Origin of the sequence: Acinetobacter sp. WU_MDCI_Abxd143, from assembly GCF_025514195.1 — a bacterium.
GTDB lineage: Bacteria > Pseudomonadota > Gammaproteobacteria > Pseudomonadales > Moraxellaceae > Acinetobacter > Acinetobacter pittii_H.
Genome location: NZ_JAHPTH010000006.1, coordinates 115,609 through 135,864, shown reverse-complemented (window position 1 = coordinate 135,864; position 20,256 = coordinate 115,609). Strand labels below are relative to the sequence as shown.

Annotated in this window: 19 protein-coding genes and 2 pseudogenes; 14 read left to right on the top strand and 7 right to left on the bottom strand. The window is 38.0% G+C overall.

Translation table 11 applies throughout. The annotated features are described in order from the left end of the window. The first annotated feature begins 144 nt into the window (after positions 1 to 144). The 7 genes from KTI79_RS12870 (at position 145) to KTI79_RS12840 (ending at position 7,316) form a co-directional block, all read left to right on the top strand. Positions 145 to 1,032 carry a metal-dependent hydrolase gene (locus KTI79_RS12870; protein ID WP_086264802.1) on the top strand — a complete coding sequence of 296 codons (888 nt, stop codon included), beginning with the start codon at positions 145 to 147 and terminating at the stop codon, positions 1,030 to 1,032. Positions 1,033 to 1,162: 130 nt separating this feature from the next. Next, positions 1,163 to 1,753 (top strand): LemA family protein, encoded by a 591-nt coding sequence (locus tag KTI79_RS12865; protein WP_086264803.1) that lies wholly within the window; start codon positions 1,163 to 1,165, stop codon positions 1,751 to 1,753. A 24-nt stretch (positions 1,754 to 1,777) separates the two neighbouring features. Then, positions 1,778 to 2,860: a TPM domain-containing protein gene (locus KTI79_RS12860; protein WP_086264804.1), complete on the top strand. Its 1,083-nt coding sequence runs from the start codon at positions 1,778 to 1,780 to the stop codon at positions 2,858 to 2,860. Then, positions 2,854 to 3,414, top strand: a complete 561-nt coding sequence (locus tag KTI79_RS12855; RefSeq protein ID WP_086264805.1) for a TPM domain-containing protein — start codon at positions 2,854 to 2,856, stop codon at positions 3,412 to 3,414. Before KTI79_RS12860 ends, KTI79_RS12855 begins: the two co-directional genes overlap by 7 nt. A 350-nt stretch (positions 3,415 to 3,764) precedes the next feature. Further along, on the top strand, positions 3,765 to 4,211 hold the full coding sequence (locus KTI79_RS12850) for a pilin (RefSeq protein WP_017400494.1): 447 nt from the start codon (positions 3,765 to 3,767) through the stop codon (positions 4,209 to 4,211). 56 nt (positions 4,212 to 4,267) lie between these two features. Continuing rightward, on the top strand, positions 4,268 to 5,581 hold the full coding sequence (locus KTI79_RS12845) for an O-antigen ligase family protein (protein ID WP_086376080.1): 1,314 nt from the start codon (positions 4,268 to 4,270) through the stop codon (positions 5,579 to 5,581). Positions 5,582 to 5,687: 106 nt separating this feature from the next. Continuing rightward, positions 5,688 to 7,316: a PglL family O-oligosaccharyltransferase gene (locus KTI79_RS12840; protein ID WP_086265010.1), complete on the top strand. Its 1,629-nt coding sequence runs from the start codon at positions 5,688 to 5,690 to the stop codon at positions 7,314 to 7,316. 43 nt (positions 7,317 to 7,359) lie between these two features. Here the strand turns inward: KTI79_RS12840 and bfr are convergent, their stop codons facing one another. After that, complete coding sequence (gene bfr / locus KTI79_RS12835; protein WP_017387045.1) at positions 7,360 to 7,824, bottom strand: bacterioferritin; 465 nt, start codon at positions 7,822 to 7,824, stop codon at positions 7,360 to 7,362. A gap of 243 nt (positions 7,825 to 8,067) precedes the next feature. After that, positions 8,068 to 8,262 (bottom strand): bacterioferritin-associated ferredoxin, encoded by a 195-nt coding sequence (locus KTI79_RS12830; RefSeq protein WP_000289091.1) that lies wholly within the window; start codon positions 8,260 to 8,262, stop codon positions 8,068 to 8,070. A gap of 102 nt (positions 8,263 to 8,364) precedes the next feature. On the opposite strand from KTI79_RS12830, the pseudogene KTI79_RS19195 reads away from it, so the two are divergent. Further along, positions 8,365 to 8,448 (top strand): annotated as a pseudogene (locus KTI79_RS19195) (hypothetical protein); the annotation flags it as partial. Between the two features lie 32 nt (positions 8,449 to 8,480). On the opposite strand, the gene KTI79_RS12825 reads toward KTI79_RS19195, so the two are convergent. From KTI79_RS12825 to gmk, 5 genes and pseudogenes are all read right to left on the bottom strand, one after another. Then, positions 8,481 to 8,864 (bottom strand): RidA family protein, encoded by a 384-nt coding sequence (locus KTI79_RS12825; RefSeq protein ID WP_002116996.1) that lies wholly within the window; start codon positions 8,862 to 8,864, stop codon positions 8,481 to 8,483. A gap of 144 nt (positions 8,865 to 9,008) precedes the next feature. Next, the gene (locus tag KTI79_RS12820) at positions 9,009 to 11,114 is read right to left on the bottom strand and encodes a RelA/SpoT family protein (RefSeq protein ID WP_002116807.1); all 2,106 of its coding nucleotides are present in this window, start codon (positions 11,112 to 11,114) and stop codon (positions 9,009 to 9,011) included. 18 nt (positions 11,115 to 11,132) lie between these two features. Further along, positions 11,133 to 11,285, bottom strand: a pseudogene (locus tag KTI79_RS12815) (hypothetical protein). A gap of 38 nt (positions 11,286 to 11,323) precedes the next feature. Beyond that, positions 11,324 to 11,602, bottom strand: a complete 279-nt coding sequence (gene rpoZ / locus KTI79_RS12810; RefSeq protein ID WP_002116990.1) for a DNA-directed RNA polymerase subunit omega — start codon at positions 11,600 to 11,602, stop codon at positions 11,324 to 11,326. Positions 11,603 to 11,674: 72 nt separating this feature from the next. Then, on the bottom strand, positions 11,675 to 12,304 hold the full coding sequence (gene gmk / locus KTI79_RS12805; protein ID WP_005804544.1) for a guanylate kinase: 630 nt from the start codon (positions 12,302 to 12,304) through the stop codon (positions 11,675 to 11,677). Between the two features lie 122 nt (positions 12,305 to 12,426). Here gmk and ispH point away from each other — a divergent pair, with 122 nt between their 5' ends. The 6 genes from ispH to KTI79_RS12775 all read left to right on the top strand — a co-directional run bounded on the left by ispH (position 12,427) and on the right by KTI79_RS12775 (position 20,247). Next, positions 12,427 to 13,377 carry a 4-hydroxy-3-methylbut-2-enyl diphosphate reductase gene (ispH, locus tag KTI79_RS12800; RefSeq protein WP_002116992.1) on the top strand — a complete coding sequence of 317 codons (951 nt, stop codon included), beginning with the start codon at positions 12,427 to 12,429 and terminating at the stop codon, positions 13,375 to 13,377. Between the two features lie 169 nt (positions 13,378 to 13,546). Next, a complete protein-coding gene (locus KTI79_RS12795; RefSeq protein WP_086265009.1) occupies positions 13,547 to 14,020 on the top strand; it encodes a Tfp pilus assembly protein FimT/FimU in 474 nt (157 codons plus the stop codon). Beyond that, the gene (gene pilV, locus KTI79_RS12790) at positions 14,014 to 14,574 is read left to right on the top strand and encodes a type IV pilus modification protein PilV (RefSeq protein WP_086265008.1); all 561 of its coding nucleotides are present in this window, start codon (positions 14,014 to 14,016) and stop codon (positions 14,572 to 14,574) included. Before KTI79_RS12795 ends, pilV begins: the two co-directional genes overlap by 7 nt. After that, positions 14,574 to 15,575, top strand: coding sequence for a PilW family protein (locus tag KTI79_RS12785; protein WP_086265007.1), 1,002 nt, complete (start codon positions 14,574 to 14,576; stop codon positions 15,573 to 15,575). Before pilV ends, KTI79_RS12785 begins: the two co-directional genes overlap by 1 nt. After that, a complete protein-coding gene (locus KTI79_RS12780) occupies positions 15,572 to 16,381 on the top strand; it encodes a PilX N-terminal domain-containing pilus assembly protein (protein ID WP_086265006.1) in 810 nt (269 codons plus the stop codon). The genes KTI79_RS12785 and KTI79_RS12780 overlap by 4 nt, the downstream gene beginning before the upstream one ends. Before the next feature lie 11 nt (positions 16,382 to 16,392). Continuing rightward, positions 16,393 to 20,247: a PilC/PilY family type IV pilus protein gene (locus KTI79_RS12775; RefSeq protein WP_199964077.1), complete on the top strand. Its 3,855-nt coding sequence runs from the start codon at positions 16,393 to 16,395 to the stop codon at positions 20,245 to 20,247. Positions 20,248 to 20,256 lie beyond the last annotated feature (9 nt).

The window sequence follows — 20,256 nt, the reverse complement described above, 5'->3', positions numbered from 1 at the left end:
GCCTACTTCAAGTAGGCTTTTTTATTGTCTACCATTAGTCACTTTGATGTTTTTGGCAAATATAATAAGCTTTTTTGCCCTTTTTAGCTTTTTAAGCTCGCGACATACTCGAAACTTCCTTCTTCAATACAGTAGGTGTTGAATATGAACATCGCAGATATGACGGCAGAAAAATCATATTTAAATCGTCGAAAAGCGTTGGGTATTACAGTACGTCGTCTTGAATTTAATCCAAAGGCGATCAAGCGCCACTATTTTGCAAATTCACCCCTCATGTCGCATTTTTTAACTGCACTCTCATCAACGTTTCCGGTGGGTGAGCAATTTTTTGTAAATAGCGTACGTAATGTGCGTAATAAAGTCTCAGATCCTCAGCTACAAGCACAAATTGCGGCGTTTATTGGACAAGAGGCCATGCATTCCAAAGCACATGGTGAGTTTAATGAAGCTTGGCGACGTGATGATTATAATCTGGACAATTTTCAAAATTGGCTAAATGAGCGCGATAAATATTTAAGAACAATTCCACCTAAGCTGCAATTGGCGTTGACGTGTGCATTTGAACATTTCACTGCTTTACTTGGGGGATATGTTTTACAACATCCAGAGTTATTAAAAACCCTAGATGAAGATGCGCTAAAACTTTGGGTATGGCATGCGATTGAAGAAATTGAACACCGTTCGGTCGCATTTGATGTTTATCAACATGTATATGGTGATGATCGTATCCGTCGTTTACTCATGCGTAGCGTCACTACAGGATTTGCGAGCCTCGCTTTTTATGGGACAACTCGTTTATTTTGGCAAGATAAATGGAATAGCTTACCTAAAATGGGGGGTAATTTATTTGGATTATATTTACTGATTAAGATGCTTGTTCAGTTAATGCCTGAATACTTCGCATATTACAAAAAAGACTTTCATCCGAGTCAAAAGGATTATGGCAGGATGGTTAATTATTGGAAAAGCTCTTTAGCAGAAGAATATCAAATGGCAAGTTTTGAACAAGAAAAAGATCAGCGATTGAGCTAATAGATAACCGGATTTAAAAGTCCGGTTTTTTAAAATCAATAAAATAAAAGCAACACAATAATGTCTAATTCATCATACAATCAGGTAAAGAGGTTAAAAATATAAAGAAAAACTTGAGGATAATGTGACGATGAAAACGTTGAAACAATTTGCGATCGCAACAACACTTGCCAGTACCTTACTGTTTTCGGGATGTGGCTATAACACTCTACAAGTAAAAGATGAGGCTGTAACAGCAGCGTGGTCTGAAGTACAAAACCAATATCAACGTCGTTCAGATTTGGTACCAAATCTTGTGAACGTCGTTAAAGGTTATGCTAAGCACGAAGAGCAAGTCTTAACTGAAGTGACACAGGCACGTGCTAATGTGGCAGGTTTAAAAGTTGATAAAGAAGTTTTAGAAGATCCGGCTTTACTTGAAAAATATCAACAGGCTCAAAGTCAATTAACAGGGGCATTATCTCGACTCATTGCTGTTTCGGAAAATTACCCGGATTTGAAGGCCAATACTCAATTCCAAGAATTACAAGTTCAGCTTGAAGGTACGGAAAACCGTATTGCTGTTGCACGTAATCGTTACATTACAACAGTACAAGACTATAACTCATATGTGCGTCAGTTCCCTCAGGCAGTAACAGCAAAAGTAATTGGTATGCATCCAAAAGCCAATTTCTCTGCAGAAGCATCCGCACAACAGGCTCCAAAAGTTTCTTTTGATTAATTTTATAAATCAAAGGAGTGCCGTATGAGAAATACTCTATTGCTTCAATCAAAGCAAATTAAGGTCTTTATTTCGACCTTAATTTTGCTCTGTTGTGGTGTTCTTTTTCAGAATACGGCATGGAGTGAAAGTAATATTGCAACTGCTACCGATGAGGCAGACACAATAGTTGCTGGCAAAATTATTCAAAAGCAACAAACTCAAGCTACTGCAACTAAACTAGAAGGGCAAGCTGCTTCAAGCCCTGCTCCTCAAGTCCAAGTTGCGAATGATATGGCTGATGGCGAATCAATTCGTGGTTTGCCAACTTTAAACCAGCCTGTTATTGATCAAGCCAATATCTTAAGCGAGGCTGAGAAGCAGCAACTTGATCAAAAAATTCTAAGTTTATATCAACAAGGCAAAGCGCAGATTGGTGTCGTTATTGTTCCTACCACTGGCCAAGAAGATATCTTTGATTATGCGTTACGTGTTGGTGAAAAGTGGCAATTAGGATCATCTAAACGTGACAATGGATTACTCATTGCAGTCGCTGTAAATGACCGCCGTATACAAATACTAACTGGCTATGGTTTAGAAGGTGTGTTGCCGGATATTGTGGCAAGTCGGATTATTCGAAACCAAATTACACCTTATTTTAAACAAGCCCAATATGCGCAAGGTTTGAGTGCAGGTATTGATGAAATCGGAAGAATTTTAAATTTAGATCCAGAAGTTGCTCAGCAAGCTGCGCAAGATTTAAAAGAACGTCAGCATCAAGCTGCAGAAGAACAGCAAGCCAAGCAGACAACGCTGACAATGGCTTTATTTATCCTTGTTGCTGGAATTGTGGGTTCGTTTATTGTTGGTCGTCCGCTTAGTGCATCTACAGCAGGGGTTGCTGCTGCGGTAGCAGGATTCGTAAATGGGGCAGGGTTGGTCACTAGCTTACTACTTGGTTTTGGTATTTTCTTTTTACTCATTACATCAATTGCCCAACTTATTTTACAGGCCATTTTAAGTGGGTCTGGCGGTGGCGGACGCGGAGGTGGCTTCGGCGGAGGTGGCGGAGGCTATGGTGGCGGCGGAGGTCGTTTTGGCGGTGGAGGTGCTTCAGGCTCATGGTAACAACATCAGAAACAACACAAATTATTACTCAACCAAAAATTGATGAATCTGTAGAACCTAGCCTAAAGCGTTGGTTCAAGCACTTTTGTTACTTGCCAGCCAGCAGCCGATATTTTTCCAAACAAGATAAACAAGCTATTGCAGATGCTGTACAGCAGGCAGAACATGGGCATGTTGGAGAAATACAGGTTGTAATTGAAGGTCATATTCCATGTTCACAAGCCTATAGGCAAAATACACGTTTAAGAGCACAGCAATTATTTGCAGAACTAGGCGTTTGGGATACCGCCTTAAATAGTGGCGTATTGTTATACCTAAATTTATGTGAACGAACAGTAGAAATTGTATTTGACCGTGGCATTAGAAATGCGACTAACGATCAAATCTGGCAACAGATTTGTGAAGCAATAGTACAAAAGCTTAAACAAAAAGAATATCAACGAGCTGTAGTGATTGGCGTACAACAAATTGGGGAGGTGCTGTCAAAGTTTTATGACGAAAACATGCCTGATCAATCCAATGAATTGGGGAATGCTCCGATTATTCTTAATTAACTCACTTTTTAAAATTCCTATATTAGCTAATTCTCATAATTTTGTTTTTAAAGGTGACTGACAAAAAATGTCACCTACTTGTTTATTTTTTAAAGTGATTTTGTTCACACAAATAAATATAAAATTTGAATTGTGTAATTTATTTTTTTTAATGCGTGAGGTGTTTTTATAAAAAGTTATATGACATTTTTTGTCAATTACTTACACCCATTTAATATTTAAGAATAGTTGAATTTTCATTAAGTATTTGTTTTTTTAAATAAAATAAGAGTTGGCATGGATACTGCACTATAGTTGATAGCTGAAAAAGCTTATATAAAAACATACATACAATCTTTGGGGAAAAGGCTATGAATGCACAAAAAGGTTTTACATTAATTGAACTCATGATCGTAGTTGCCATTATTGGTATTTTAGCTGCAATTGCGATTCCGCAATATCAGAATTATATTGCACGTTCTCAAGTTACTGAAGCGATCAACTTATCTGCTGCTTTAAAAACAAATGTTAATGAAACATATGGCCAAATTGGGACTCTTGCTGGTATTGATTCATCATCCCATGGAATTCCTGCCGCTACAGAAGTGAAAGGTAAATATGTAAACAATGTCGCTGTAGATGAAGGTGTTATTACAGCGACTTTTGCCTCTACAGGAGTTTCTAAAGGTCTCCAAAGTAAGACATTAATATTAACACCTACTGCAGATTCTAGTAACAATCTAACTTGGACTTGTACCTCTACAGGTTCTACCAAAATTGAGCAGAAATATTTACCTAATACATGTACAGCTTCTTAATATTTAATAAAAAAGAGAGAGGTTTCGACCTCTCTTTTTTATTAAAGAAAATAAATATGTTAAAAAAAACTATTCTATTTATTCTAATAGTAATTTATCTTGTCGCAGCTTTATTAGGTTATCAAATTGGCTGGTCAGTTATCCAATATGATGAACTTCGTTTATTACAATTTCCCTTAGCATTATCTGCTTTATCGGTTTTAATATTTACCAAAAAAATAGAATATTCAATTTTTACTCAAATTACTTTTTTTCTGATTGGTGTATTAACTGCTATAAAGATAACAACTTATAGCATTTTTCAATTTCAAGAACTTTGGTCTGCGATAGCATTACTATTTATATTTTCTGCTTTGCCATATGATTTAAAGAATGTAAAAAATATAGAACACGGCTTAGCATTAGTCGTTTTTTCAGCATTTATTCCTTGTTTATTTATTTGTATTTCTATCACTAATTTTATTTTCTACAAACAATGGTTTGACTGGCAATTTAACTCTGGCACGATCCGAATTTATGACAGTGTTATCGTGCCTATATTCTTTTTTCTAATTTTTTTAAAAAATAAAAATTTCCCTTATTTTTATTACTTTTATCCATTTGCTAGTTTCTTTTTTGCTTTAGCATGGTTCTTTGACGGAGCCAGATCCGCCTTACTTGCTGTAGTGATAGGATTGTTAGTTTTCTTTATCTACTCTCGAGAAAATCGAAAGCTCATTTTGCAAAGCTGTATTTACATTTTTTTAGCTTTTTTAGTTTATAAAACTACTATTTATTTCGCTGATAAAAATACTATGACCGTAATGAGAGTGGGAACATCCATGCGTGCAGAGATGTGGAGTTTCGTTTTTGAGCAATGGAAAGAAAAGCCATGGACTGGAGTGGGGGGAGGGTATCTCTCAGAAATTCAATATAAATATGGACATCACATACATAACTTATATTTAAGGTTAATTTTTGAATGGGGAGTCGTTGGGTGTATTTTTTTAGTTTGGATGATATATCAAGTTCTTAAGTTGTTTCGAAATAAGAATGTTTTACCTATTGCGAAAGCTGGCTTAATTGCAATTTTAGTTGATGCGATGTTCTCAGGAAGTATGGTTTATCCTGCTTCACAAATGGCCTGTATATTATTTTTAGCATTTGCTTTTTCCCAGCTGGAGCAGTCTAAAGAATATTTGAAATATCCTTATAGACTGACGAAACTATTAATTGGTTTATGGGGAGCTTTATTTTTGTACATTACGATTATGTACTTAGGACAAGATTTAACTTGCTGGGAGTGTACGAGTTATGTCGGACGGATGGCACCAAATTTTTGGGAGTATGGTAGTACACAGCACTTGATACCAGCTTCACACATTCCTTAATTTTTTTATACTAAATTTTATTAAGATCTTTTCATTTAGACTTCATACATTCTTTTTTAGACTTCCATGTATAATTCCCACAAGTTTTGGTCTCTAACCTCTCACTATGCAAGTATTCTTCCTATTCCTCGCTGCAATCCTGTTGGGCTTCGCATGGTTGTCTCCATTTCACTACAGCCCTTGGGTCATGTTCTCAAGTGAAGTCAGTACTTTTGGGGCTGGGTTATGCGTATTAGCTGCCCTAATTCAACAAAATATTAAAATTCCTAGAGCACAGATATTGTTGCTCCCATTTACTTTAATTCCTATTGTGCAGTGGGGCTTTGGTTTAGTTTTTGATTTAAGTACGGCCTTATTAAGTTCATTTTACTTATTAGGTTTTTGGTTTATGGTCGTGACTGGCTACAATCTATCTTTAGATCAAAAAAAGAGAGATCAAATTTTTTCAGGTTTTAGCTTATTAGTAATTATTACATCGCTATTAACCAGTCTTATAGCAATTTTCCAGTGGCTGAATATTGAATCACATTTAATTTATACACTTCATCTAATTGGTAATCGTCCTTACGGAAATTTTGGTCAACCCAACAACATGGCGACATTCTTAATTATTGGATTATTAGGATGTTTGTATTTATATGAAAAAAATAAAGTAACACTTTGGTTATTATTGCCTTCAGCGCTGATTATTTTGTTCACAATTGCTTTAAGTCAATCACGAACATCATGGATCGTTTTTCCATTCTTATTCATCTACTGGATAGTTAAACAATTTGGAAAACAAAAAAGATTTGGATTTATTCAAGGTTTTTTGTGGTGTGTTGGTTTTTTTGTAATGGCAGGCATAGTATTGCCGTTTGCTACTAGTTTAATTGAAGCATGGGCAAGTACTGATGTAACCCAGGCAAGTAGTTTGGTTGAAAGAGCAAGCTCTGGGTATTTGCGCTTTAATATCTGGTCACAAATGTTGCTTGCCGTACAGCAGCACCCTTGGTTGGGTTATGGTTGGAATCAAACCAGTGTCGCACAAATGACGGTTTATCATGCTTTCCCAACAGGAGAGTGGACCACCAGTGCTCATAATGTACTGCTTGATCTAATTATCTGGAATGGTATTCCACTGGGTGCTGTAATCATTACCTACTTTGCTTGCTGGTTTATTTGGTTAAATCAACAGGCTAAAAATGCCATCTCGATTATAGCGATTATGATGGTATGTACAGTACTTATTCATGCCATGTTAGAGTTTCCACAACGTTATGCTTATTTCTTACTTACTTGCGGGTTCCTACTTGGTATTGTGCAAGCCCAGACTCCTGTTCTGAAAGGAATTATCCTCAACAAACATATTCTTCGCTTATCATGGGGTGTAAGTTTACTGCTTATTATTGCGATTTTACGTGATTATAATGTCTATGTTTTAAATAGTAATTTGCTTTTTAATAATAAGCGTCCAAATGCCGAATTTATGGGAAGCGGTAAAATTTTTGTTTTAACGCAGTTTGAGCAGCGTTTACGTTGGATTGAACTTAATCCCCACACACTATTATCTGAAGCTAATTTGGATCAATGGGAAAATTTTGTGAAGAATAAACCTACTCCATATAACTTGCGTAAATACGCAAAATTACTGGCTTATAATGGAAAAGTGGAGCAGGCACAGCAGCAAATATTTATTTTACAGCGACTCTATAAGCAAAAAATAACGCTATCAGGGTTATTAAAAGAAAAGTAATAAAAAAATCCCCTTGTACTCAAGGGGATTTTTTTATGAGAAATTACATTTTGCTCTGGATATAGTTTTCAATACCTACGCTGCCAATAAGATCAATTTGGGTATCTAACCAATCCCAATATTCTTCTTCTTTTTCTAAAATTTCTTGAACAAGGTCACGGGTGACATAGTCTTGCTCTGTTTCAGCTAAAGCAACCGCTTTTTGAATTGCTTCTATATTTTCTTTTACTTTACGAATGTCACAGTGCAGAACTTCTTCTGTGTGTTGACCAATATAAAGCTTACCTAAATGTTGGAGGTTAGGTAGTCCTTCTAAAAATAAAATACGTTCAATGATTTTATCGGCATGTTTCATTTGACGAATTGATTCTTTATATTCAGCAGAGCCAAGCTGCTCAATTCCCCAGTCATTAAACATGCGTGAATGTAAAAAGTATTGATTAATTGCAGTTAAATGATGATACAGCACTTGATTAAGCTGATTAATGACATCACGATTGCCTTTCATTGTAGCTACTCCAAAACAATTTCTGCCTCAAACTTAATTAAGGCAATCTATAAATCCATTTTAGTGAACAATCATGGAGATGGCGAGTAATTTATGGAACAGCAAATGAAAATCGCAATCAAAAACAACACAATATTAGAAAGGGTATTTTCATGCCAAAAAAAACCGCTTGAATGAGGAACTATAAATGTTCCGCAAAAAGCGGTGGAGGAGTCAATAAATTTTGTTAAATATTAATTTTTATTATGCAGCTACAGAAATGCGAGCAGCGATTTCTGCTAATTCTTCGCTAATGATAGCGCGAGCTTCTGGTGCACAGCGTCCACAGCATGTACCAAGATCAAGCAAATCGCGAATTTCACGATAGCTTTCAGCGCCATTTTCAATAGCGTCTTTAATATCCTGATCGGTAATGCCACGACACAAGCAAACGTACATGGGAGTGATCCCCAAATATAAATGCGATAATTGATATTATTGATAATTATTATCGTTTGTCAATGAAATTCATTTAAAATCTCATTTATCATTATTGGGATTTTGAATAAAAAAAGACCACCTAAGCGGAAATCCAAGAAGAATTTAGATTTTTATGCAAAAGTGGTTCGTGTTTTAAAAACTAAATAGTGAAATTTAGATATTCTGATTTTTATATCTTATTGATTAATAATTACAATTCCGTCCATTTCCACTAATGCACCTTTTGGCAAGCTTGCTACACCAAGAGCTGCACGTGCAGGGTAGGGCTGAGCAAAATATTCACCCATAATTTGGTTTACGAGTTGGAAATTTGATAGATCAGTTAAAAAAATATTGAGCTTAGCAATATCTGCAAGTGAACCACCAGCAGCTTCACAAACTGCTTTTAAATTATCAAATACACGGCGAATTTGAGCTTCGATACCTTCTACAAGTTCCATACTGTATGGGTCTAAACCAATTTGCCCTGAAAGATATAGCGTATTGTCTACTAAAATAGCTTGAGAGTATGTGCCGATAGCAGCAGGGGCATTTTCAGTATGAATGACTTGGCGGGACATTTGGTTCTCCTTGATTAAATCTATTTCCATCATAATCGATGATAGCTTTGGACAAAAGTATCATCGATTTAATTGATTAAGTGAATTTGGAAAGTTTGATTTTGTTAAGGAAACATAAATCTAGTCAATAGTCTCTATAGAAATTTAGCTTACTTTTGAAATTTCCATTTGCGGAGCAGGAGCATCTAAACGTTCAATGCGCGGGAAACCATAGTGCATGCGTAAATCACGAATGACTTTTGCAATATGCTTACGGTTATTCACTACAATATTCACAAAAGTTCTTTGCTCATTTGAGTGAACCATCTCTACCCCAGCGTTATTTTTACGACATTGATAGATCAGGTCTGATACTTGTTCATCATTCATCGCCATATAAATAGCAAGGTACGCTGTAAAACGGACATCATCTACATCATCTGCTTTCCATTGAAGCGGCATGATATTTTCAGGATGTAGATGCTGTTCATGTAGCAAGTTATGACAGCGAATACGATGCACAATTAACCCGCGACGTGTTAAATGTCCTTGAATTGGATCGCCTAGAATAGGATTGCAGCAGTGTGCATATTTAACGTCGACTCCTTCCGTGCTTTGAATAAGTCGATCTGAGTTTTCTACTTGCGGATGTTTATCATGAGCAAACAGGTGGTTTGCTACAAGTTGAGGTAGTAAATCGCCAACCGCAATTTGTTCAAACAATGTATTTTTATTATCGATATGGCGCCATTGTAATAGATCTAACCAGTCAGCTTCGGAAAGATCATTGATTGAACGATTAAAGAGTTTTAGTGCTCGAGAAAGCGCTTGTGCACCAACAAGACGTTGTTCTTCGATATCTTGATCTTTAAGCACATGCTGTAATGCACGACGCGCTTTTTGCGTATTAATAAAGCTTAGCCAGTCTGGGTTTGGTGTTGCTAAAACATCAGTAATAATCTCGATAACCTGACCACTAACTAGTGGGGTAGAGAGTGGTTTAATCTCTCCATCGACTTTTGCACCAACTGCATGGTTACCTAAAAATAAACTTGCTGAATAAGCAAAATCAACTACGGTAGCGCCTTGCGGTAGCTCATGCAGTTGGCCATGGGGCGTATATACCCAGATTTTTTCTTGGTGCAGATAATCAAGCAAATCATTAAAAGTTGTTTTAGCACATTCACCGTCAATCAATGTATTTAAGTTCTGCATTGAAGCCTGAATGGCAGAGCGACAAGTTTGCGGCGCATTTTCACCTAACACTACCCCAAAACGGGCAGCTTTACGCATGAGCTCAGTTTGAATGGTAAGAGATAGTGTTGTTTTTTCGCCTTTAAGTTTAATCAATAAAGACTGATTACCGCCGGGTAATGGTCGACGAATGTGGTCTTGGTACTGGATAACCTGAAAGTTTTCTCTTAATGCTTCTTCTAAGCGGTCACAGTCGGCAATGCTTTGTAGAACAATTTCAAAAGCATGACTATGGGTAAGCTCTTGGAGATCCATCTCGTTTTTAACGAAATGGCGTAATAATTCGATATTGTTATTTTTCTTTTTAATACGGCCTTGAATATGATAATTATGCAGAAGTTCAGCGAGGTTTTGTTCCCAAATACTTTGATATTTACAGCGTTCTGGCTTTGTCTGTAGCAGAGCATTCTGAACGTTATCAAACATATCAAGGTCAAGGTTTTGATAGCAGAGATTCTCTAGATTATCGCCCATTTCATTCATGCCGACTAATCTTGCCATCGGTACAAATATATCAAAAGTTTCTTGAGCGATACGGGCTCGTTTATCTGGGCGTAAAGCACCTAGAGTTGTCATATTGTGATAGCGATCTGCTAATTTAATAATGATGACACGTGGATCTTGTAAGGTCGCTTGCAGAATTTTTCGGAATGAAGCTGCTTTATTATATTCTTTATCGCTTGATTGGCTAAGTTTGGTTACACCATCGACTAGCTCTGCAACGGTTAGGCCAAACTTTTCAATAATATCTTCTTTTGTATATTGAGTATCTTCAATAACATCATGCAAAAGTGCTGCCATTAAAGTTTCAGCATCTAAACGCATGTTTGCAAGAATGCAACTTACAGCGATAGGGTGCAGAATATAGGGCTCACCACTTTTACGTGTAATGCCAGTATGCGCTAGATCGGCAAAATCGCAGGCAGCAAGCACTTTTTCGACTTCGCTTACCGATAAGTAAGGGTCGATAATTAATTTGAGCTGTTGCTTGGCTTGGCTGACCTCTTCGCCTGGCATAAATCACCCTTTTTCCTATTACTGAAAAACTAAATCTATCTGCTTCTTAATGAAAAGCATATTGCGGAACTTGTCAATTTTTTCATTTGAAAAACTGTATTTTTTTTTCAATGAAAATAATTGCTTTTCTCAATATCTTTAAATATGGCGCAAAGCCAAATAAAAAACCATCGCAGAAAAACGATGGTTTTTTTATGAAACAGAGTGAATTAGAAAGAAAAACCTTCTAAATTCAAGCTGTTTGTAGAAAGGGCAAGATCAAGACTAGAAGTTTGGTAATCTTGCTCACGTTGTTTAAGAATTTCTTTCGTAACGTGCCCTGCCGCGATTTCGCGCAAAGAAACTACAGTCGGTTTGTCGTTATCCCATTCTACAGTTGGCTCCATGCCTTGACGTGCCAATTGACGAGCACGTTTACTTGCAACGAGCACAAGCTCAAAACGGTTGTCTACATGATCTAAACAATCTTCAACGGTGACGCGTGCCATAAAAGTTCTCGTTTTGGAATGGTGAATTTGAACAGACTAAATAGTATAAAAGGCTTTCGATCTAGACTCAAGTTATTCCTGTTTTGGTTGAGGAGTAATCAAGTCCTGAATTAAAGCTTGATGACGTTTTGCTTGCTGAGATAGCACCAAACGGTTCGCTGTAATTACAGCTTCAAGCTCATGTAAGGCTTTATTAAAATCATCATTGATAATGATGTAATCAAAGTTCGTGTAGTGCTGCATATCTTCTACTGCACAGCTTAAACGATGCTCAATGACTTCAACTGAGTCAGTGCCGCGATTAGATAAACGCTGACGTAGATCAAATTGAGTTGGAGGTAAAATAAATATTTGCTTGGATTCAGGGAAAAGCTTGCGTACTTGTTCTGCACCTTGCCAATCAATTTCAAGTAAAACATCGTGTCCTTGAGCTAACTGTTGTTTTACCGTAGCTTGAGAAGTGCCATAGTAGTTACCAAATACTTCAGCGTATTCGATAAATCCATCATGGTTGACTTGGTCTAGAAATTCATCTTTTGTAGTGAAGTGATAGTGAACACCATCTAACTCACCGGGACGTTGACCTCGGGTTGTATGTGAGACTGAAACATGTAAATTGCTCACACGGTCAAGCAGGGCTTTCACCAAAGATGTTTTGCCCGTTCCTGATGCAGCAGAAACGACAAACAATAGACCCGACATGATATTTTTCCTGATATGATAAAATATCTTCGCTATTGTAGTGTACCGTGCGTTTAAACTGAATAGTTTTAATTGCAAATATTCAAGAGAAATTCCCCTGTTTTATTAATTTTGAGGCTGTTATGGAAATTGTGTTAGCTAATCCGCGTGGTTTTTGTGCCGGTGTTGATCGAGCCATAGCAATCGTCAATCGGGCTTTAGAATGTTTCAACCCTCCTATTTATGTACGTCATGAAGTTGTACACAATAAATTTGTGGTAGATGACCTACGTCAAAGAGGGGCCGTTTTTGTTGATGAACTAGATCAGGTTCCGGATGACTCAATTGTAATTTTTAGTGCGCACGGTGTTTCAAAAGCAGTTCAACAAGAAGCTGAACGCCGAGGTTTAAAAGTTTTCGATGCGACTTGTCCTTTAGTGACCAAAGTTCATATTGAAGTGACTAAATATGCGCGTGAAGGTACTGAAGCGATTTTAATTGGTCATGAAGGGCACCCGGAAGTCGAAGGTACAATGGGGCAATATGACAAATTAAAAGGCGGTGATATTTATCTGGTTGAAGATGAAGAAGATGTTGCTGCACTTACCGTACGACATCCGGAGAAACTTGCATTTGTAACTCAAACAACGCTTTCTATTGATGATACAGCTAAGGTTATTGATGCTTTGCGTGCAAAATTTCCGCATATTCAGGGCCCACGTAAAGATGACATTTGCTACGCAACTCAAAACAGACAAGATGCTGTGCGTGATTTAGCTGAAAAGTGTGATGTGGTTTTAGTTGTAGGTTCACCTAACTCATCAAACTCAAATCGATTACGTGAGCTTGCAGAGCGTATGGGTAAAGCCGCTTACCTTGTAGATAATGCTGATCAGTTAGAGCAATCATGGTTCAATGAAACTTGCAAAATTGGTGTTACCGCTGGTGCTTCTGCGCCAGAAATTTTGATTAAACAAGTGATTCAACGTTTACAAGATTGGGGGGCTCAAGCACCGAAAGAATTAGATGGGCGTGAAGAGAACATAACTTTTAGTCTTCCTAAAGAATTACGCATTCATGTGACTCAAGCGTAAAGTGTGATGTGTTTAACACACTGATTTTAAAAATTTAAACAGATAATTGTTGATGTGACAGTTATCTGTTTTTTTATACCCTTTATCTGCTTTGTATTTGTTTTGTAAACATAAGACGTAAAATTTAATTAATAAATAAAAAATTTTAAAGTTTATTTGGGGTGTGGGGATGAGGGGAATTATTGCGCAAGACGGGTTCACCTTGGTTGAACTTATGGTGACGATTGCGGTCATGGCTATTATCGCGATGATGGCTGCACCATCTATGTCGAATTTATTAGAAAGCAAACGACTAGATGGAAACCAACGAGATCTAATCAATACTTTATCGGAAGCAAAGAGCCAAGCCATACTTGGTCGACAAGACGTTTCTATTAATCTGAATTCAACAGCTTTAAATACTCCCACTTCCTTGAATTGGAAAGCTGATTCCAATAACAGTCTTGAGCTTAAAAATATCGCTGCTGATGGTACGCAGAGTTCGTTAACAGCGACGACTTTAACTTTTAATGCGAATGGGGTGATAACCAATATCGCCCAAGACACACTTTTCTCTATCTGTAATTCAAAAATAAATAAAAAGAAAATTCTTATTTTAACAAAGCTTGGCATATTAATTTTTAAAGCTGAGGAGACATGTTAATGCAGGGCTCTAAACAAAAAGCTCAAGTTGGGGTGGGTTTATTAGAAGTGTTGGTTGCCCTAATTTTAATTGCGATAGGGGTTTTAGGATATATTGCCTTGCAAGTCCGAGCTATGGATGCTTCTTCAGAGGCATTAAGTAAATCTCAAGCGATTATGATCATGAGAGGATTAGCAGAAAACATTCGCGTAAATAGTTCTCAAGCTAGTCAGTATCCTGCATTTGTCCGTAGTTATAGCAACTATTCATCTGCCACCACTGCTCCTACTTTGTGTTTCAATGCAGCTTGTACACCTTCTCAGCTTGCCCAATTTGATGCATATCAAGCAGCAAGAAATGCTGATCAACTTGGCATGAAAATCACAATGACGAATTGCCCAGGGGTTACAAGCACAATGGCCCAGCAGAGGCAATGTTTGTTTGTTTTTTGGGGAAAAACCGCTCCAGTAATTACAACAAATGAGCGAGTCACTAGCGCGGATGTGTCGAGTTGTATGAGTACAAATGGCGTTTATGTCAATAATTCGAACTGTTTAATGATGGAGGCATATTAATGGCTCACTCATTTGTATCATTGAAGCAGCGAGGCTTTACATTAATTGAGCTAATGGTTGCATTGGCTTTAGGTCTAATTTTGGTAGCCGCGGCGACTCAATTATTTATTGGTGGACTTCTATCAAGCCGTCTACAAAAAGCAAATGCTGAAATACAAGATAGCGGTATTTTTGGTTTGGAATATATTGCCCGTGATATACGCCTTCTAAATTATGGAAATGTAACCAACCCAATATTAACTGATACAACCCCTTGGGGCGGTGTTGTATTAACTGGCTCCACTGCAACAAATAACAACAATGTTAATTTTGTCCCTAACGTGGGAACAAATACCTATATTGCTGACACATTACTTAGTCGTGGTGCTGGCGATACGGTGAGTACCGTGAGTAATCACTGGAAAGGTCTTTCAAATATACAGAACAGTTCAAATGCAGCTGTGCAAAGTGATCAGCTGACTATCCAATTTATTGCGCCTACGAATATGACCAATTGTGAAGGTGTAAATGTACTTGCAGGAGATTTAATTGTAGAGCGTTATTTTTTACGTCTGGATAGTAATGGTAGTTCCCAGCAAGATTATGCACTTGCATGTGATGCAAATACTCCCTCGGCTGTAGCCACAGCTCAACCGACCACTATTGCTGGGTTGGGCGACGCTGGTCAAATTGTATTGCCGCGTATTGACCATTTTCATGTGCTGTTTGGTGCAAAAAATGCGGCTGGCAATTTTGCTTATTATACCATTCCCCAATATCGCGCTGCTGCACAGGCTGCACGAGATGCCACACCATCTGTGATGCCGCCACGAATTCTTTCAATACAAATATCTGTATTAGCGCGCTCTACTAATAATGCCCAAAACAAAGCAATAGATCCTGCGCAATCTTTTCTTATGTTAGATCAAACCGTGCATGCTTCTGATAATACAACTCGATTCTTACGCCGCACTTATAACTTAACAATTGCTCTACGCAATGCGATGGGGGAAAGTCTATGACCCATTTAATTCATAAAAGTCGATCTAAAGAAAAAGGGGCAACCCTTATTGTTGTACTGATTATTTTATTGATTGTTATTTCTGTAGGCGTTTTAGCAATAAGAGTGGCTATTGTTTCTTTAAAAGTTGCTACGAATAGCCAAGTTAGCCAATTAAATTTTCAGTCATCTGACACTCCTTTAGAACTCATTGTGCAGATGAATCCTACTACCCTAACTAATATTACTAATGTGATTGGTGCCGCGCTTAAAGAGCATGAAAGTAACCCGGGTGCAGAGTACAATTTTTGTTATAAGCCTGTTTCTACATCAACAAATTTTGCTCAGACCAGAGGCGCAAGTTTACTTCGAGCAGGAAGTGCCAATAATGCGGTTGTCGAAGATGGCGGAGTGGCGGGTTTCTGCAATTTAACAAGTGACTATGGTAGTAATCGTCAAGCAGTGGTTACCCAAGTTGCTGTAAGTGTTCCAACAGATGCTGCTAGCGATATTCCAGGTTCAAATTTACCACGAGGAACAAACACCTCGGAAGGTACGCAACTTCCTAAAAGCATGTTGTCTACGCAACGTATTCGAGTGATTACAACTGCTTTTTTACCAGCCTATGCTTCTACCTCTATTGAAACTTTACAAAGAGATTGCTTAAGCACGAGTTCGGCAAAAATTAGTGATAATTTTGATACCGCATTAACGGCTAAACAAACATTGGCGGAGTGTTTGGCAAATCATAACGTGCCTTTTAGTACTCAAGTTCAAGAATTTAACTATACCAATAAACTCACTCAAATTACGGCACCAGGTTCATAACGGGGAATATCGTGAAAATAAAATTGAAGAATTTTAAGCCAAATAATTTATGGTATGCCATCTGTTCGAGTTCGGTTGCTTTTACATGGCTAATGACAAGCTCCGTTGTGCAGGCGAGTGATTTACAAATTTATGCTTCACCTACAGCTGGTAAAAAAACCATTGTGATGATGTTGGATACATCAGGAAGTATGACTAACAATAGTTATGGTGAAAACCGTCTGGCCATGCTTAAAAATGGTATGAATGCTTTTTTAGCAAGTAATAATCCTGTTTTAAATGATACTCGTGTGGGGTTGGGAAATTTCTCTGCAAATGGTGATAGCCGAAGTGGACAAATTTTGGTGGCCGCTGCTCCCTTAGGGGACGCGAGTACTTTAAATACAGTGGGTTCTCAGCGTTATAAATTAAAACAGGCTGTTGCAAATTTAACTGCTGGCGGGTCAACGCCTTCGGCTCATGCTTATGCGGAAGCCGCTGCTTATTTGATGGGTACAACGACTTATTCAGAGGCGAATTATGCTATCCGAAAAGATAGCTATATAAAGCGTGTGCGAAAATCTGATAATAGAACGGAATACTCATATTGTACGAATTATCGTGATTCACAAATCGATACCACAAATCTATGGCAACCTTGTCGCTCTAATAACTATTGGAGTAACTGGTCAACTTCTAATCCAGGTGTGGATGCGGCAACTGCTTATGATACTTCGTCGGATTGGACTTATTCTTATACTTATTACTACACCACCTTTAATTATGCTGTAGCAAATGCAGATAGTGGTATCCCAAAATCAAAATCAAACGATACAGCCAGCAATCCGAATATTGTTGTAGATAGAAATGCCTCTAATTTAAATGCTATTTACCAATCTCCTTTGCCTGCGGTAGCCAATCGCCAGAGTTGTGATGGGCAAGGTATCTACTTTTTATCAGATGGGGAGCCTAACAATACAACAAATACGCGTTCGGCAACTGTCATGTCGACAGCCCTAGGCAGCACTTTGGGAGCAAATTTTACTTGTTCTGGAGGTTTGTCTAACACGACAGCAGACTCTGGTTGGGCTTGTATGGGGGAATTTGCAAAAAGATTATTTGATAAAACAAAAAACCCAGCTGGAGTTTCTATTCAAACAGCATTTGTCGGTTTTGGTAGTGACTTTTCTAGTTTAAGTTCTTCTGATGTAAAAAATGCCTGTCGTTTAAGTTCGAGAACCCAATCTGATCGTAAAAGTGATGATAATTGTTCGCCGAATCAGACCACAAATGCGGTCGCTGCACCTGGTTATGGAAATGGAGGATTTTTCCCTACCCAAAGTGCGCAAGGTGTAACAGATAGTGTTATCGCATTTATTAATAACTTAGATAAAGTTCCTTTAGAACCCTTAACCACAGGTGCTATCTCTGTTCCTTATGATGCACTAAATCCTAAAAATTTACAGGAATATGGTTACTTACGTGCTTTTGAGCCAAACCCGGCTAACACCTACTTAACATGGCGAGGAAATTTAAAGAAATATCATGTTGTTTTATCGGGAACAAATGCTGGCGCTTTTGAAGCTAATACTGGTGGGTTGGTTTACAACGCAACTGGGGCATTTAGAACGGGTACAAAAGATTATTGGAATAGCTCTACTTATAATGATGGAGGTAAAGTCTTTTTTGGTGGTTCATATGCAAAAGTTCCTTTACCAATTGCGGGACAAAATGAAACACGTGATGAAGAAGGAAATATCACAAAATATTATTACGCAGTACAAACTAAAATCCGCAACTTATTTACTGATGTTTCCGCCGTCGCATCAGATGGTAGCTTAACGAAGCTATCAACTTCTGGAGCTAATTTGCTAAAAATTCCAGCTACTCCACCAGAAGGAACTAATCCTTTTGATAGTGTGGCTAATACAGCAAGTTATGTTTTAGGAAAATTTAATGCATCAACGGGACAAGATATTTTAAAAGCTTTCCCGATTAGCTTGAAATTAAAAATATTAAATTATCTAGGTTACTCAACTGATATTAGCGCTACGACTTTACCTTCGTCATTAGTTACATCGAATGAACCATATTTATCGATGGGCGGTAGTATTCACTCTTTACCGGTACAGCTTACCTATAATGGAACATTAGATGAAAATGGGAATTTAACATCTGCGCGTGAACAATCCATTCTTTATGGAACGATGGAAGGTGGTCTGCATATTGTGGATGCCTCAACAGGGGTAGAACAAATGGCTTTCGTTCCCGCTGATATATTAAATGATCCAGTTGCATCAAAAGCTTTAGTGGTTGGCCAAAGTGATGCCTCAGCTCCTGCTTACGGTATGGATGGGGCTTGGGTATCTGACCCTGCATATAGTATTACTACAACGGGAAGCGGTAGCTCAGCAGTATCAAAAGTAACTGCAAAGCAAATGAATATTTATGGTGGTATGCGAATGGGGGGCAGCAGCTATTATGGCTTAAATGTCTTAAATCCTGCTTCACCTAAGCTCCTGTTTAGAGTAGGAGCAGATCAAACTGATTATAGTCGTATGGGGCAGAGTTGGTCTAAACCTGTACTTGCAAATATACGTTATAACGGGGTTATTAAACGGGTTATGATTGTTGCTGGTGGCTACGACCAATGTTATGAAAACCCGAATATTACTTTGAGTAACTCTTGCTTTACGAATGGAAAAGCAAAAGGGAACGCTGTTTATATTATTGATGCTAAAACTGGGCAGCGCTTATGGTGGACTAGTGATACAGGCTCTAATATAGATAACTCTAATATGAAGCACAGTATTGTTAGTCGCATTAGTACCTTAGATCGAGATGCTGATGGTTTGGTAGACCATTTATATTTTGGCGATTTAGGCGGGCAAATTTTCCGTATCGATCTTAATAATAACCAGACAAAAACAAATTCAACTTATAGCAGTTTCGGGGTGCGAGTTGTTCGATTAGCTAATTTAGCAACGAATGACTCAACTTATGATGCTTCGAATGACTATACCGCTGGGAATGCGCCGCGTTTTTATGAACCGCCAACAGTGACAATTCACGATTACGGAATCCGCACTTTTATTACTGTAGGTATTGCTTCAGGTGACCGTAGTACACCTTTAGATGTTTATCCGCTTACAGGTCGTGAGGGGATGTCACCGAGCACGGCATTAAGCGGAAGACCTGTAAACAACGTTTATGGAATTATCGACAAAGACTTTATTAAAAAGAACTTAATGTCTTTAACAGATAGCCAGCTTGAAACAAAAGATATTACTCGATCGACGCTTCGAAAAAATCCACAAATTTTACGATCTGGAGAAACTCGAGTAGCACAGATTTTCTTTCCCAACACTGGGGCGGGACAAAATGGTTGGTATCGCTCGCTTTCTAGTATGAGCGATGGTACCGAGAAAGCTAATAATAGTTTCCGTATTAAAGGTGGGCTAAAAGCTTTTGAAGAGCCTATGGCAATTACAGGGACTTTAATTGTGCCTGTTTATGACCCGCAGGGAACAGGTATTGTAGCGGCAGATCCATGTTTACCCCGTGTAGTAGGTGAAACGGATCAACAGACTTACTGTTTACCATTTGGTGCCTGTCTTAATTCTGATGGAACGATTAATCGTGATAAAGAAGAGGATAGCGGGTTTCAAACACAAACGGGTAGTAACTGCCCAGCAGGAGTTTCTGAATGTAATAAAAACGTTATTGGCTCAGGTATCCGTGGCGTAGCATTTGTGCCAAAAAGAGATGAACCTCCAGTGACTAATAGTTGTGGAAAATTACAACTGGCTGGAAACGAGAGTGGAACAGGCGAGTGGCAGTGTACAAGTCATTTAGTTCCTACGCGTTGGTATGAGCGTTATCGCTAAGGGATTATT